The organism is Micromonospora sp. WMMD1155 (assembly GCF_029581275.1).
Lineage (GTDB): Bacteria > Actinomycetota > Actinomycetes > Mycobacteriales > Micromonosporaceae > Micromonospora.
In genome coordinates, this window is the sequence record NZ_CP120742.1 from 6,401,099 (window position 1) to 6,415,520 (window position 14,422).

The window sequence follows — 14,422 nt, forward strand, 5'->3', positions numbered from 1 at the left end:
CGAGCCGGACCCGTCCGCCGGCCCGACCCGGACCCGTCCGCCGGCCCGAGCCGCAGGTGTCCGGGCCAGCGGACGCCGCCGATCAGCCGGTGGGGCCGCCGAACCAACGGGCGAGCTGTTCGTCCAGGTCCCGCTGCCCGTCGCCGATCCAGGCGATGTGGCCGTCCGGACGCAGCAGGACACCCGGAGCGTCCACGGCGGCGCTGGGGTCGACGAGGAGATCGACCCGGTCCGACCAACCGCCGACGGTCAACCGCCCGGTCCGGTCCAGCAGCAACCCACGGCCGCGGTGCGTCACCCCGTAGAGGGTTCCCGATGTTACGGCGATGTCGCGCAGGCGGCGACCGAGCAGATCCGGGCCCGGGCCGAAGTCGTACCGGATGTCGAGGCCGGTGATCTTCTCGATCAGGCGGCGGTTCACCACGTCGAGGTCCATCAGCTCGGTGAGCAGGCGGCGCACCGCCTGCGGGCCGGGTTCGGCCGACAGCAACTCCGTCTGGGCGCGGGTGTTGTCCAGCACGTCCTCGGCGACCGGCCGACGTTCCTCCTGGTAGGTGTCGAGCAGGGTCTCCGGCGCCCAGCCCCGGACCTGCGCAGCCACCTTCCAGCCGAGGTTGAACGCGTCCTGAACGCCCAGGTTGAGGCCCTGCCCACCGATGGGTGGATGGATGTGCGCCGCGTCCCCGGCCAGCAGCACCCGCCCCACCCGGTACCGCTCGGCCAGGCGGGTGGCATCGCCGAACCGCGACAACCAGCGCGGGGAGTGCACGCCGAAGTCCGTCCCCGCAACGATCCGCAACCGTCTGCGGAAATCCTCCAGGGTGGGCGGCTGCGCACGATCGCTGACGTCCCCGGCGGGGACCACGACGCTGAACACCTGCCCGCCGAAGGGTCGCAGCCAGAACGGGCGGTGGGTCTGGCCGACGGCGGCCACCCGGGCCGCGACCTCCTCCGGGGACGCGGTCAGCATGATCTCGCCCATCAGCGTCTCGGTCCGCGAGGGTTCGCCCGGAAAGCCGACGCCGAGCAGCTTGCGCACCGTGCTGCGCCCACCGTCGCAGCCGACGAGGTACCGCGTTCTCAGCTGCTCCCCGTCGGCCAGCTCGACCGTCACGCCGTCCTCGTCCTGGGTAAGACCGGCCACCGCGGTACCGCGCCAGACCTGTGCCCCCAGGGCGATCGCGTGCTCTTCGAGCAGGTGGACGATGACCGGTTGCGGGATGCCCAGCAGGTAGGCGTGCGCGGTGTCCAGGTCCTCGGGCGCCGGTTTGTCGATGGCGGCGAAGAAGCCGCCGGCCGGGCGCTGCCGGCCCCGCGCGCGGACGCGCTCCAGGAGACCGCGCATCGCCATCACCTCAAGGGTGCGTACGTGCAGGCCGACGATGCAGGCGAACGACGTGGGCTCGGTGTCCTTCTCCAGGACGAGAACCCGGACGTCGTGCAGGCGTAGCTCGGCGGCCAGCATCGCGCCGGTCGGTCCGCAGCCGGCGATGATCACGTCGAAGAGGGGCTGGTGCGGCGACGCCGCAGTGGTGTGGTGCCGAGAGTGCATGGGTGTTGCCTTTCGGGAGTGGCGAGGCGCTCCCGGCGACACCTACGTCAATCGCCCGACCGTGACGGAAAGGGGGAGCACCCACATCGCTGCAACGTTCATGGGTCTCACCTCCTCGGGCAGGGTCACGTTCCGCAGCAGGCTACGAGTGTCGGCGTCGTCGCGTCCACCGCATTTCCGGCGCGCGCCGCCGTCCCAGACCGCGCCGACTCCGCAAGGTCCGCGTTGGTGCCGCCTGCAACGCGCAGGAGGCAGCACAGGTGGGGCGTTGGCCGGTCGCCAGCCGATCGGCTTGTCAGGGCGCTGGCCTAGCCTGACGAGATGCTGTCGCAGGTGAAGGGCTTGGCCCGGCATTTCACTGAGGAGACCCTTCGCGCGTACCTCCTCGATCGTTCGGTCCGTCGAGACGACGGCTGCCTGATCGTGCGCGGTTACGGCAGCCAGCGGGGCGTTTACCAGAAGCTCGCCGGTCGGGCTTGGGCGCACATCGCGGCGTACGTCGCCTTCGTCGGCACCTTCGATCCGGACCTTGATGTGCACCACCTCTGCGGGGTCGCAGACTGCATCGAGCCCACCCACCTGCGGCAGGTGAGCCACGCCGACACCTGCCGCAACCGCACGCAGCAGCCGCACTGCCGCAACGGGCACGAGCGGGAGATCGACCCCGCGAGCGGTCGGTACCGCAAGGTCTGCCGAGTGTGCAACAACGAGGCGCAGAAGAGGTGGCGCTCGCGTCAGGCCGCAGAGGTCGCCGCCGCCCGTGCCGCTTACGGCCGGCAGGCGGGCTGAGGTTCGGCACCACGGTCTCGACCAGTTGCTTGACCCTCCCTCTCTACCCTGTCGACGAACCCGACCTCGAACCCCTCCGGCGAATCGGCGTGCCCAGGCGTGCTCTGCGGAGCCCCGATTGAGCTGGCCCTTCGGGGGTGGGCCAACTGACGTGACGACGTTCGGGTCGACGCGTTCCCACTCATCTCGATCTTCGTCGGCCGATGTCGACCTTGGCGAGGACCGGTAGGGCCACATCCCGGTTGTCGATGACGACGTCCGCGCGTTCGTGAGGCGCGCAAGCGGCGAAGTACAGCCGCTGGCCGCCGACGTAGCGGCCGAGGCTCGGATGTTCGGGATCCGGATGCGAGCCGTCGCGTCGGGCCATCCGTGCCACGGTGACGGGAAACGGCGCGTCAAGGAAGATGGAGAAGTCCCAGAACGCCACCAGCTCGTCACGGTGCAGGAACAGCCCGTCGACGATGAGTACGGTGCCGGGCGCCGCGGTCCGCCACGCAAGATCCAGGACCTCGTCTGTCCGAAGATCATGGGCGGCGGGACGGTATCGGCGTGAGCCCTCGTGACCGAACGGCTCCAGCACGTTGTGGACGAGGGCTTCGTAGTCGTAACTGTCGAGCCAGAAGCCTTCCGGCGAATCCCGGCCACGGCGATGCCGCACATCACGACGGTGATGAAAGTCGTCCGCCGACACGTGCACGACATCACGTCCCCGGCCAGTCAGCAACGTGGCCAACTCGCCGGCGAACGTCGACTTGCCCACCCCGTCGACCCCGTCAACGGCCACCCGTACGCACTGTGGCGCTGGGTAGGTCGGAACCATGTCGGCGACATCGTCAAGCAATTGCCCCCGCACGCCGTGCACGCCGTTCCTCCATCCATGACCAGAAGCGCAACACGCTCCACGGATCGAGGACGTCACTCTGCCAGACGCCTGCGTCAGATCCGTGGGACCGGCATCGGGTTCACCGGCTACAGCGGTCTGCACCACGTCCGTCGGGGCAGGACAGCGCCCCGTCTACTCACACCACACCAGTCTGATTCATTACGCCCAAGAACTGTCATTATGATGCACGTCCGATGCGCCCCTTTTGTGGTGATGAATTATTGGATTGTTGTTACCGATAAACCAGAAATGCTGGCGCGGCGACTCCCGGTGGTGTTTCGGAGGACGCCGCGCCAGCGATTGCGAGTGTCGGGTCTCAGCGAGATTGGCGAGTCACGCCTTGTCGGTGGCGGACTTGTGGCGAGTTCTCATCCAAGTTGGCGAGCTGCCCTCGGCGTGCCGGACCGGGCAGCACTCCGCCCTGCTCGAAAATCGACGTATGACGACGACTTCTCTTGCGCGGCAGACGGCTGACTCCTCTCCTGCGCTGCACTACTACGTGGTCTATGACGATGCGGGCGAACCGGAAGGGCTGTTGGCAGAGGAGTTCCTGCTCGCGGCGGACCACTCGTCCGCCGGTCTGGTGAGTGGCGGGTGGAGCCAATCGGAGGGCCGCTGGTGCGACGCGTCGGCCACGAGCCGGCGCCTACGCGTTGACGCCGCGCTACGAAAGCGAGTGACGCCCGTTGGGCGGGCAGCGGCGGCGGCACTCTATTGGGACCTTTGCGGGACCGATCTGCCGGAAGAGGCCGCTCTGCGGGCTTGTTTCGGCGCACCGCCGGCTCTGCCGCCGTCCCCCTTGCGGCTGAGCGGGTCCGAGCCCAGGCCGGGGTTTCACGAGACGCGCGTCTACCGGATCCTGTTTGCCGACGAGTTGAGCCCGGACGGCCTCGCGGCACTCAGTGAGGCGTGGCAGATGCCGGTCACCGGCGACCTTGCGGATCCCGAGGTGCGCATCCTGGGCGCGGTGCGCCGTCAGGTCTCCGGCGATGCCTTCCGTTGGGATCTACGCCGAGTCGCTGGGGGTGCCGCCTGGGGGCTGGATGTGACCTGCGATCTCCTCGGGGACCGTGATGAGGCGGTCGGCGTGCTGCTGCGCGGTCTGACAACGCAGATGCGGCAGCAGGGGCTGATCCCCGTCACCGTCGACCGTTTCCGCTGAGTGAACGGGTGGCGAGTTCTCATCCGAGGTGGCGAGGAGTGATGTCCCGATGCAGCGACAGCGGCGTGAAGGGCTTCCGGGCCCGGACGAGAACCTTGAGGTGATCTACCTGGACGGCCGGGGCGTCGAGCAACGCGTCCCCTGGGGCTGGCTGCCGGAGGTGGTCGATGAGCTGGAGCGGCCGGTGCGGTCGTTTCCGTCGTATCGGGGTCAGCGCAACTTCCCGGGCTGGTACTGGTCGGCGACGATGGGCCGCCGGGTCGGTTTCGAGTCGTGGGTGGAACGCGACCACCTGGTCGCGCTGGATTTCGACCCGTCGGTGACGGGGATCGTGTCGCAGCCGTTCTGGCTGCTCTGGCCTTGTGAGGGCAAGCCGCGCCGGCACGCACCGGACTTCCTGGTGCGCATGGACGGCGGGGCGGTGCTGGTGCTGGATTCGCGGCCGCTGGAGCTGGTCGAGGACGCGGATCGGCAAGCGTTCGCGGTCACCGATCAGGCGTGCGGGTTGCTGGGCTGGCGGTATGCGGTCTGGGACCGGTTGGAGCCGGTGTTGGTGTCCAACCAGCGGTGGCTGGCTGGCTACCGGCATCCGAGGTGCTTCGACGCGCAGGTCGCCGGGCGTTTGCTGGCGGCGTTCGCCAAGCCGCGTCCGTTGATGGACGGTGCCGAGGCCGCGGGGGATCCGTTGGGCACGTTGCCGGTGCTCTATCACCTGCTCTGGCGGCGGGAGTTGGTGGCGGACCCGTCGCTGGTGCTCTCGCATCGCACGGTCGTGCAGGTCGCTCCGGTGACAGACCGGCTGGCAATGGTGGGTGAGCGGGATGGCTGAGCGGCCGGGTGTGTTGCGGGTCAACGACCGGGTGATCTTCGCGGGCGCCACGCACACGGTGGTGGCGATCTCGGGTAACGCGATCCGGTTGCTGTCGGCGGCCGGGACGACGACCGTGGTGGCGTTGCCGTTCCTGCTGTCCGCTGTCGATTTCGAGCTCGTCGGCGCGGCGCCGGCGTCGCGGGTGGACCCGCACGGGCTGTTGGACGCGCTGCCCGCGCAGGCGTTGCAGGCGGCGCGGGACTGGGAGCGGCACCTGATCGAGGTCGAGACCGGGCTGCCTCCGAACGCTGAGGCGGATGCGGTTGCGCGGCCTGAGTATGACCCGGAAGTTCATCCGCTGGCTGTTCGGGAGGCGGCGAAGGCCGCGGAGTTGACGGCGGCCGGGTCGAAGACGAGTCTGCGCACGGTCCAGCGGATGCGCCGCCGTTACCGCGAGCAGGGGTTATGGGGTCTGGTCGACGCCCGGCACGCACGCGCGGCGAAGCCGACGGGAAACGTCGACGCGCGGGTGGTCGCCGCAGCGGCTGCGGTGGTCGAGGCGCAGACAGGCACGTCGACGGGCACGAAGTCGCGGGCGATCCGGCAGATCCGGCAGCTTCTCGACGACGAGCACGGCGAGGGTGTGGTCGCTTTGCCGTCGCAGGCGACCTGCTACCGGCTGTTGGAGGCGTTGTCGGCGGGCCGGTATTCGTTCGGGTCGGCGGTGACGCGCCGGCAGACAGCGAACAAGCCGGTCGGGGCCTACGCCGCGACCACGGCGAGCCGCCCGGGTGAGCAGGTTCAGATGGACAGCACCCCGCTGGACGTCATGGCGGTGATGGACGACGGGATCCTCGGCCGCGCGGAACTGGTGCTGGCGATCGACATCGCGACCCGCACGATCTGCGCCGGGGTGCTGCGTCCGGTCGGAGCGAAGGCGGTCGACGCGGCGTTGCTGCTGGCCCGGGTGACGGTCCCGGAGCCGATGCGGCCGGGCTGGGATGCCGCGCTGGCGATGTCGGCGTCACGGATCCCGCACCAGCGGCTGGTCTCGCTGGACGCGCGGATGGCCCTGGCCGCGGCCAAGCCGGTGATCGTCCCGGACACTGTCGTGATCGACCACGGCAAGGTGTTTCTGTCCGAGGTGTTCCTGCGCGCCGCCGACACCCTGGGCATCTCGGTGCAGCCGGCGCATCAGCAGACGCCGACGGACAAGGCGATCGTCGAGCGGACCTTCGAGTCGATCAACACGCTGTTCTGCCAGCACGTCGCCGGTTACACCGGACGCGACGTGACCCGCCGCGGCGCCGACGTCGCTGAGCGGGCCGTCTGGACACTACCTGACCTGCAAGAACTGTTTGACGAGTGGGTGATCGCCGGGTGGCAGTCGCGCCCGCATGACGGATTGCGGCACCCGTTCAATCCCGCGCAGGCGGCCTCGCCGAACGACGCCTACGCGGCCCTGGTCGCCGCGGCCGGCTACGTCCCAGTCGCGTTGACCGGTGAGGACTACATCGAGCTGCTGCCGGCGGACTGGCGAGCCATCGGTGACGGCGGCATCCAGATCGACTACCGCACCTACAACTGCGCCGAGCTGCGCCCTTACGCCCGCAAGAACTCGGGCGTCGCCAGCCGGGCCGGGCGGTGGGAGGTCCACTACGACCCCTACGACGTCTCGCGGATCTGGGTCCGCAACCACCACCGGGGCGGCTGGATCACCGTCCCCTGGACTCACCACAGCGTGGTCGGGCAGCCGTTCGCCGACTTCACCTGGCGCGCGTCGCGCAAGGTCGCCGCCCAGCGTGGTCTGGACGACACCAACGAGATGGCCGTCTCGATCGTCCTTGCCGCCTTGCTGCGCCGCGCCGAGGAAGGCCCCGGCAGCCTCCGGGCGCTGGCGCGCACCCGCACCGCTCATGCGATGGACAACCACCTGCCGCCGGAGCTGACCACCGCGGCGCTGGCCGGCCCCGCGCTCGCCGAACCCGTGCCACCGGCCGACCTTCCAGTTACACCCGGCCCGGAGCCCGAGCCGGAACTGGAGGAACGGCCGCAGGTTCTGGTCGGCGAGGTCGTGCCGTTCGCGTTGTTCGACCCGTTCGCCGACGACCTGGAGGCGGGCCGGTGAGCACGCTGCCGATCGACGCCTTGGGCGATCTCCCGTCCGAGGTTCGTCACCCGCTGGCCACCAAGCAGGGCTGGGCCACGTTCGTCGCCCAGATCAACCCCGAACCGCCGCGGCTGCTGCCCTCCGAGGATTGGAAGCGGCTGACCGCCTTCGAGCGGGACCTCTACAACGAGGCCCGCCAGGACTACCACTCGGCGTTGCTGCTGGTCGCGACCCCGGACATCAAGAGGATCATCCACACCGGCACGAAGCTGGTCGTGAACAACCGCGGCAAGCAGCTCGGTCGGCGCGGTCTGATCGTCTCCGGGGCCAGCGGCACCGGCAAGTCGACCTCGATCACCCAGCTGGGCAAGAAGTTCCAGATCGACCTGGAGCGGCGCAATCCCGGCGTCCGCGATCGCATCCCGGTCGTCTATATCGTGGTCCCACCCGACGCGACCCCGAAGATGCTGGCCACCGAGATGGCGGTCTTCCTCGGGTTGCCGACCTCGCCGCGCGACAGCCCCCAGTCGATCACCCATACCGTCGCCTCGGTGATGCGCCGGGTCGGCACCGGCATGGTCCTGGTCGACGAGATCCACCGCATCGACCTGACCACCCGGCAAGGCAAGAACGCCTCCGACCAGCTGAAATACTTCTTCGACACGATCAGCGCCACGTTCGTTTACGCCGGCCTGGACCTCGACGAGCACGGCATGTTCTCCGGCATGCGGGGCCGGCAGATCGCCGGCCGGTTCATCCCGGTCAACACCATGCCGTTCACTCACCGCACCGCCCAGGACAAGCAGGACTGGGCCAAGCTCGTCGCGGCGATGGAACACGCCCTGCGGCTGCACCGCCACCAGAGCGGGACCCTCGTTGAGCAGGCCGCCTACCTTCATGACCGGACCGGCGGCATGATCGGCAGCCTCGACCAGCTCATCCACGAAGCCGCCAACGACGCCATCACCGACGGCACCGAGAAGATCACCAAGGCGCATCTCGACGCAGTCATCCTGGACATCGCCGCTCAGGCCCAGTTCACCCCGCCCCGCCAGCGCCGGGCAGGTCAGCGATGAAAACGTGGCAGCAGAGCGCCCAGCAACTCCCCGTCCAGGTCAGACCGGTCCGGGGCGAGACGACGATCTCTTTCGTCTTCCGGCTCGCCGAGGCCAACGAACTCGCCCGGCCCACGCTCCTACTGGGCGCCCTCGGCCTGCCCAACCGGGGCCTGACCCAGTTCCTAATCGACGACTACGAAGTCCGGCTCAACGCCCTGGCCCTGCAACGGCTGGAGACCTTCACCGGCACGTCCCCGGGCTATCTGAAACGGTGCTGCCCGCACTGCACCACCCGGGCGACGCGCTGCCCGAGGAAATCCCCGCCACGCGCATCGTCAAAGCATGGAACCTGCGCGACCACTGCGACCACTGCACTGCCCGGCTCCCCGGCCGCCGAGCAGTCAAAGTTCACCCCTTGTATTTCCCCGTGCTCTGCCGAAAGCACCGTCGCTGGCTAGACACCAAGACCGACCTCACGAACACCCCAGAGATCCTCACCGCCCACCGCCGCCATGGCCGACTGCTCGCCGCCACGGGCGATCGCCAGTGGACCTACCAGCAGCTTCACCGCGCCACCTGGATCGTCGGCGAGTGGGCACGCCTCAGCTTCCGCACCCTCCCCCGGCTCCACGACATCTGGCAGACCAGAGGCAACGTCCTCCCCGGGCATCACAGCCCGTTCAGGCCCTCCGACCTGCTCGTCTATCCCGAAGCCGTCGGGCTGGCCGAGATCTTCTGCGATCTCGAATGGCGCCGCCACGTCGCGATGGTCCGAGACCTGGAGATGACGAACTTCTACAAACGCATCGCTGCACGCCTCAACCAGCCCCGCGACCTCGCCGACTGGCTCGGACGCTCCGTGATGCGCCTCCGCAAGCGAGGCGGCTACGACTGGGTGCCCAACCCGCTCCAGCACTGGATATCCCAGCACCGCAACACCCACAAGAAGACCCGCACCGAGTTCTACGAACGGCTCAACGGCTTCGGACGGACCCCTTTTCCGGAAACTCGCCACTTCAAATGAGGAACGATGACCAGTGACCACACCGAACCTAACTGGCGAACCGCAGTTCAACCCGGCTCAGACTCGCCAACTAAAACGAGGAGAGACAGCGAGTGGCGGTCAGGCTGTCCGGTAGCGCGTGGCCAGCTCGGGGCTCTGCGCGGCGAACGCGGCGAGGTCGGCTCGGAAGACCGCGTCAAGGAGACCGGCGTCCTCGACACCCGGGGCGCAGACGGTCTCCCCCAGTTCCAGGCCACGCAGGCTGGCGGTGACGACGTCGTCGGCCGTCATGCGAGGCACCCTGCTCATGTCCAGGCCCTGACGCTCGTGGAACTCGGTGGCCACCACCCCCGGGCACACGACCTGCACGGTGACCCCGGTGCCCTCCAGCTCCGCGCTCAGGGTCTGCGAGATGGCGACGAGGTAGGCCAGGCTGCCGCCGTAGACGGCGCGGCGGGGCATCTGGGAGTGCGGGGCGGGGCCGCTGAAGGCGATCATGCCGGCCACGTTGATGATGGTGCCTTCACCCCGCTCCTGCATACCCGCGACCACGGCGCGAGTGAGCATGGTGGGGGCGAGGACCTTGACGTTGACCAGCTCGGCGGCCTTCTCGGCGGGGAGGTCGGCGAGCGGCATGTAGTGGGCGACCCCCGCGTTGTTGACGAGCATGGTCAGCGGCTCGGTGGCGCAGACCTCGGCGACCGCCTCGATCCCCGCCGTGGTGGACAGGTCGACGGCGACCGTCGTGACCGTGACCTCGGGGTGGGCGGCGGCCAACTCCTCCAGGCGGTCCTTGCGTCGGCCCACGATCACCAGGTCGTAGCCGTCGGCGGCCAGGCGTTCGGCGAAGGCCCTGCCGATCCCGGAGGTGGCGCCGGTGACGAGCGCGAGCTTGCTCACTGTTCTTCCTTCTTCCTGTGGTCGGCCGCCGCGGTCATCGCTCGGCGCCCGTGCGCTCGATGCGCCGGCACGAGGTGATTGTCGTGCTTTCTCATGCCCCAAGCCTGCGAAACGGCCGGGCGAGCAGCCAGACGTCTGGTCTTCCTGGGAACGCCGGTACCAGGAAGGCCGGAGTCGGGGCGGGCACACTGGCAGTCGTGGCAACGACGGAATTCGGGCAGGCGGTGCGCCGCTGGCGCGAGCGGGTCCCGCCGGAGAGCGCCGGACTTCCTGTCGGCGGTCAGCGGCGTACCCCCGGGCTTCGACGCGAGGAGCTGTCCCAGCTCGCCGGGATCTCCGTCGACTACCTCACCCGACTCGAACAGGGTCGCGCCACCAGCCCGTCGCCACAGGTCGTCGAAGCCCTCGCCAGAGCCCTACGGCTGGCCGCCCCCGAACGCGCGCACCTCTACCAACTGGGCGGGCTGCGGCCGCCGGGACCGGACAGCGTGCCCGCCCACCTCACGCCCAGCGTGCAGCGCGTGCTGGATCGGCTGACCCACACCCCTGTCGCCGTCTTCGACGCCGCCTGGACGCTCCTGCTGGCCAACCCGCCCTACGCCGCCCTCATGGGCGACCCGTCCGGACGGCACGGCCACCAGCGCAACGCGGTGTGGCGCAACTTCCTCGACCCCAGCGACCGGGTACGGCACACCCCGCAGTCACGGCACGCCCTGCAGAGCGCCTTGATCGCCGACCTGCGCACCGCCACCGCCCGCTACCCGGCCGACCAGCATCTCAACCGGCTGGTCGCCGAACTGCGCCTGCACAGTGACCTGTTCGCCGAGCTGTGGGACACCGGCATCGCCGGTCAGCACGAAGCCGCCCGCAAGACGATCGTCCATCCGCACGTCGGCGCTGTCACCCTCGACTGCGACATCCTCACCGTCGCCGGCAGCGACCTGCGCATCATGGTCTACACCGCCGAACCCGGGACCGAGGACGCCGAGCGTCTCGCCCTGATCACCACCCTCGGCATCCAGACACTCGTCGGCTAGGGGTTCATCTGCGGCCGAGGATCGGCGCGATCGTCACCATACGATCGCTTCCCTTCTCATTATCGGAGGTCCGGGCCTTGACCGAGCTGTACCCGCCGATCGAGCCGTACGACACGGGCATGCTCGACGTCGGCGACGGCAACCGCGTCTACTGGGAGGTGTGCGGCAACCCGGCCGGTAAGCCGGCGCTGGTCGTCCACGGCGGCCCCGGTTCCGGATGTGGGGCCGGCTGGCGCCGGTACTTCGACCCCGACCGGTACCGGATCGTCCTGTTCGACCAGCGTGGTTGCGGCCGCAGCACACCGCACGCGAGCGACCCGGCGACCGACATGCGGCACAACACCACCTGGGATGTGATCGCCGACATGGAGCGGCTCCGCGAACGCCTCGGCATCGACCGGTGGCTGCTGCACGGCGGCTCCTGGGGCTCCACGCTCATCCTTGCCTACGCGCAGCAACACCCCCGACGGGTGTCCGAGATCGTCATCGCCGCCGTCACCATGACCCGGCGCGCCGACATCGACTGGCTCTACCGGGGCGTCGGCCGGTTCTTCCCCGAACAGTGGGAACGATTTCTCGAAGGCGCCCCGGGCACACCCCGCGGCGGGGACGTCGTTGCCGCCTACGCCCGCCTCATGGAACATCCTGACCTCGCCGTGCGGGAACGGGCCACGATCGATTGGTGCGCCTGGGAAGACGCAGTCCTGTCCGGAGAGACCGGCGGCGTATCCAACCCGTACGGCGACCGCCCTCCCGCGGCACGGCTGGCCTTCGTACGAATCTGCGCGCACTACTTTTCCCACGGTGCGTGGCTGGAGGAAGGCGCACTACTGCGCGACGCCGACCAGTTGGCCGGCATTCCGGGCGCCCTCATCCATGGCCGACTCGACCTGGGTGGACCGCTGCAAACAGCGTGGGACCTGCACCGGGCCTGGCCCGACTCCACCCTGACCGTGATCGAGAGCGCAGGACACCTCGGCACCACCGAGACGCGGGAGCACGTTCTGCATGCCCTCGACCGGTTCGCCGTCAACGACGCCCCTCGGGTCTAGAACACGCGGTTGCGCCTGCGGCGGTTGATGCCGTACTCCACCGCATGGCACTGCTTGGGTGGCGGCCGTTCTGTAACGCCCGGTCAGGGCCGGAGCCAGCGGTCGAACCAGGCCCGGGTCCGGCTCAGGACGTCGAGTTGGTGGTGGCGTTCCCGGATCGAGTGGCCCTCTCGCGGGTAGATCACGAACTCGTGTTCGACGTCGAAGTGGCGCAGCGCCCGGTGCAGGTACACGGCCTGCCCGAGGGGGACGTTGGTGTCCTCGGCGCCGTGCAGGATGAGCACCGGAGTGCGGATGTGGCTGGCGAAGGAGACCGGGCTGACCGCGTCGTGTCGGTGTGGGCCGACGCCGGACCAGCCGGTGCTTCCACCGAGCGCCGCTTCGAACTGGCCGTTCTCCCCGGTCGCGGCGAGCATGCCCCAGTCGACGACACCGGCGCCGACCAGCGCGGCGCGGAAACGGTCGGTCTGGCCGACGGCCCACGCGGACATGAAGCCGCCGTGGCTCCACCCGGCGATTCCCAACCGGAGGGGGTCGGCGATGCCCCGGGAGATGAGGAGGTCGATGCCGGTCTGGATGTCGGTCCACTCCTCCTGACCGACCTGGCCGGCGACGGTGGCGGCGAACCGGTGGCCGTGGCCCTGGCCGCCGCGCGGGTTGGGCAGGAACACCGCGTAGCCGGCGGCGGCCAGCCATTGCGCGCTGGGGAACCAGAACAACTGGCAACGGTCGGCGTGGCGGTCGTAGGGGCCGCCGTGCACGATCGTGATCAGCGGGAACGGGCCGTCGGAGGCGGTTCGTCCGACCGGGAGTACGAGGAGGCCGTCGAGGGCGAGGCCGTCGGCAGCCTGATAGGCCAGCGGTTCCTGCGTACCGAGAGTGACCCCGCTCAGCTCTGGGCGAGTGTCGGTGATCATTCGTAGTGGCCCGGTCGGGGGCCCGACATGGACGTCGACGGGTCGATACCGCCCACTGGTCAACGCGGCGATCGTCTCGCCGGTGCCGGTGGTGGTGAGGTCGCTCAGGCGTCCCGGATGCGTCGACAGGATCGTGAGGTCGGTCGAGCCGAGCCGAGCCGAGCCACTGTCGTGTTCAGACCGTCGGCGAACACCACCAGTGCGGCGGCATCGGTCTGGCACAACTCGGTGGGGCACATCGACAGATCAGCGGTGCGGTTGCGCAGGACCCGGCTGCCCAGGGCGAGGTCGAACACGGCGGTACCGGCGTGCAGTGCCGGTGGGGTGAGGGCCAGGTAACCGAGGTGCCAACCGTCCTCAGCCGGCCACCAGGCCAGCGAGCGCGCGTCGGCCGCGACCGGTCCAAGGTCCTGCACGCTCCCGGTGACGTGGTCGAACAGGTGTAGCCGGCCGCTGCGGGGGCCGTGGTCGTTGTCGGCGCTGGCCTGGGTGAGCACGGCGAGCGGGCCGCCGTCGGGCCGTTGTCGCAGTTCCACGACGTGTCGGTCACCGAACACGTCCGGTGTGGTGATGGTGCCCGTGTCGAGGTCGAGCAGCCGCAACCGGGCACGCGACTCCCGCTCGCCGGCGACGATGGCGTCGTCGCGGTCCCGGGCGCGGCGTTCGTCCTCCTCGGTGGGCTCGTCCTCGGCGAGCAGAGCGACGAGGCCGGAGGCGGCGAGGGGCAGATCGCCGGACGCGGCGAGGGGCAGATGGTCGGGGGCGGCGAGGGGCAGATGGTCGATGATGCCGGCACGCCAGGTGGTCAACGCGGTCACCGTGCCCTCGGCGACGGCGAACCTGTGCAGCTGAGGAGTGCCTCGGTCGGTGCGGTCGGACAGGAAGAACAACGCCCCCGAATCCTCCGACCAGCGTGGCCGAGACTCCGTCGCGGTGTCGGTGGTCACCCGGCGCGCCACGCCCACGTCGTCGACGTCGGCAAGCCAGACCTGGGTGTCGAGATGGTCACCGGCCCGGCTGACGGGAGCGAGGACGTAGCCGAGCAGACGCCCGTTCCGGGCGAGGACGGGGGCGCGCGGCTCTCGACCGTCGACCACCATGTCGGCGGTCAGACCTGTCATGCCGGTCAGTCTGCCAACATCAGCAGG

General features: G+C 69.6%; 13 protein-coding genes. 8 read left to right on the forward strand and 5 right to left on the reverse strand.

The annotated features are described in order from the left end of the window. Window positions 1-82 precede the first annotated feature (82 nt). Complete coding sequence (locus tag O7617_RS29215; protein ID WP_282259515.1) at window positions 83-1,552, reverse strand: FAD-dependent monooxygenase; 1,470 nt, start codon at window positions 1,550-1,552, stop codon at window positions 83-85. 321 nt (window positions 1,553-1,873) lie between these two features. On the opposite strand from O7617_RS29215, the gene O7617_RS29220 reads away from it, so the two are divergent. After that, on the forward strand, window positions 1,874-2,341 hold the full coding sequence (locus O7617_RS29220; protein ID WP_282259517.1) for an HNH endonuclease: 468 nt from the start codon (window positions 1,874-1,876) through the stop codon (window positions 2,339-2,341). 181 nt (window positions 2,342-2,522) lie between these two features. Here the strand turns inward: O7617_RS29220 and O7617_RS29225 are convergent, their stop codons facing one another. Continuing rightward, complete coding sequence (locus O7617_RS29225; RefSeq protein ID WP_282259519.1) at window positions 2,523-3,203, reverse strand: uridine kinase; 681 nt, start codon at window positions 3,201-3,203, stop codon at window positions 2,523-2,525. 460 nt (window positions 3,204-3,663) lie between these two features. Here O7617_RS29225 and O7617_RS29230 point away from each other — a divergent pair, with 460 nt between their 5' ends. The 5 genes from O7617_RS29230 (at window position 3,664) to O7617_RS29250 (ending at window position 9,389) form a co-directional block, all read left to right on the forward strand. Continuing rightward, entirely contained in the window at window positions 3,664-4,386 is a 723-nt protein-coding gene (locus O7617_RS29230) for a hypothetical protein (protein ID WP_282259520.1), read from the forward strand. Between the two features lie 49 nt (window positions 4,387-4,435). Continuing rightward, window positions 4,436-5,215 (forward strand): TnsA-like heteromeric transposase endonuclease subunit, encoded by a 780-nt coding sequence (locus O7617_RS29235; protein WP_282259521.1) that lies wholly within the window; start codon window positions 4,436-4,438, stop codon window positions 5,213-5,215. Next, window positions 5,208-7,325, forward strand: coding sequence for a Mu transposase C-terminal domain-containing protein (locus O7617_RS29240; RefSeq protein ID WP_282259522.1), 2,118 nt, complete (start codon window positions 5,208-5,210; stop codon window positions 7,323-7,325). Before O7617_RS29235 ends, O7617_RS29240 begins: the two co-directional genes overlap by 8 nt. After that, window positions 7,322-8,383, forward strand: coding sequence for a TniB family NTP-binding protein (locus tag O7617_RS29245; RefSeq protein WP_282259523.1), 1,062 nt, complete (start codon window positions 7,322-7,324; stop codon window positions 8,381-8,383). The genes O7617_RS29240 and O7617_RS29245 overlap by 4 nt, the downstream gene beginning before the upstream one ends. 253 nt (window positions 8,384-8,636) lie before the next feature. Continuing rightward, window positions 8,637-9,389 (forward strand): hypothetical protein, encoded by a 753-nt coding sequence (locus tag O7617_RS29250; RefSeq protein WP_282259524.1) that lies wholly within the window; start codon window positions 8,637-8,639, stop codon window positions 9,387-9,389. 99 nt (window positions 9,390-9,488) lie between these two features. On the opposite strand, the gene O7617_RS29255 is transcribed toward O7617_RS29250, so the two are convergent. Further along, window positions 9,489-10,268: an SDR family NAD(P)-dependent oxidoreductase gene (locus O7617_RS29255; protein ID WP_282259525.1), complete on the reverse strand. Its 780-nt coding sequence runs from the start codon at window positions 10,266-10,268 to the stop codon at window positions 9,489-9,491. Window positions 10,269-10,465: 197 nt separating this feature from the next. Here O7617_RS29255 and O7617_RS29260 point away from each other — a divergent pair, with 197 nt between their 5' ends. Together O7617_RS29260 and pip are read left to right on the forward strand one after the other, a co-directional pair. Further along, window positions 10,466-11,305: a helix-turn-helix transcriptional regulator gene (locus O7617_RS29260; protein ID WP_282259527.1), complete on the forward strand. Its 840-nt coding sequence runs from the start codon at window positions 10,466-10,468 to the stop codon at window positions 11,303-11,305. Window positions 11,306-11,382: 77 nt separating this feature from the next. Then, the gene (pip, locus tag O7617_RS29265) at window positions 11,383-12,357 is read left to right on the forward strand and encodes a prolyl aminopeptidase (protein WP_282259528.1); all 975 of its coding nucleotides are present in this window, start codon (window positions 11,383-11,385) and stop codon (window positions 12,355-12,357) included. 83 nt (window positions 12,358-12,440) lie between these two features. Here pip and O7617_RS29270 read toward each other — a convergent pair whose 3' ends face one another. Next, window positions 12,441-13,274 carry a prolyl oligopeptidase family serine peptidase gene (locus tag O7617_RS29270; RefSeq protein WP_282259529.1) on the reverse strand — a complete coding sequence of 278 codons (834 nt, stop codon included), beginning with the start codon at window positions 13,272-13,274 and terminating at the stop codon, window positions 12,441-12,443. A gap of 104 nt (window positions 13,275-13,378) precedes the next feature. Beyond that, window positions 13,379-14,395, reverse strand: coding sequence for a hypothetical protein (locus O7617_RS29275; protein ID WP_282259530.1), 1,017 nt, complete (start codon window positions 14,393-14,395; stop codon window positions 13,379-13,381). Between the last annotated feature and the right edge of the window lie 27 nt (window positions 14,396-14,422).

Bases quoted from the DNA above. Each gene is read 5' to 3' on its own strand.
- O7617_RS29230 (WP_282259520.1), top strand. From the start codon at position 3,664: ATGACGACGACTTCTCTTGCGCGGCAGACGGCTGACTCCTCTCCTGCG.
- O7617_RS29215 (WP_282259515.1), bottom strand. From the start codon at position 1,552: ATGCACTCTCGGCACCACACCACTGCGGCGTCGCCGCACCAGCCCCTC.
- O7617_RS29275 (WP_282259530.1), bottom strand. From the start codon at position 14,395: ATGACAGGTCTGACCGCCGACATGGTGGTCGACGGTCGAGAGCCGCGC.
- O7617_RS29235 (WP_282259521.1), top strand. From the start codon at position 4,436: ATGCAGCGACAGCGGCGTGAAGGGCTTCCGGGCCCGGACGAGAACCTT.
- O7617_RS29220 (WP_282259517.1), top strand. From the start codon at position 1,874: ATGCTGTCGCAGGTGAAGGGCTTGGCCCGGCATTTCACTGAGGAGACC.
- O7617_RS29270 (WP_282259529.1), bottom strand. From the start codon at position 13,274: ATGATCACCGACACTCGCCCAGAGCTGAGCGGGGTCACTCTCGGTACG.
- O7617_RS29240 (WP_282259522.1), top strand. From the start codon at position 5,208: ATGGCTGAGCGGCCGGGTGTGTTGCGGGTCAACGACCGGGTGATCTTC.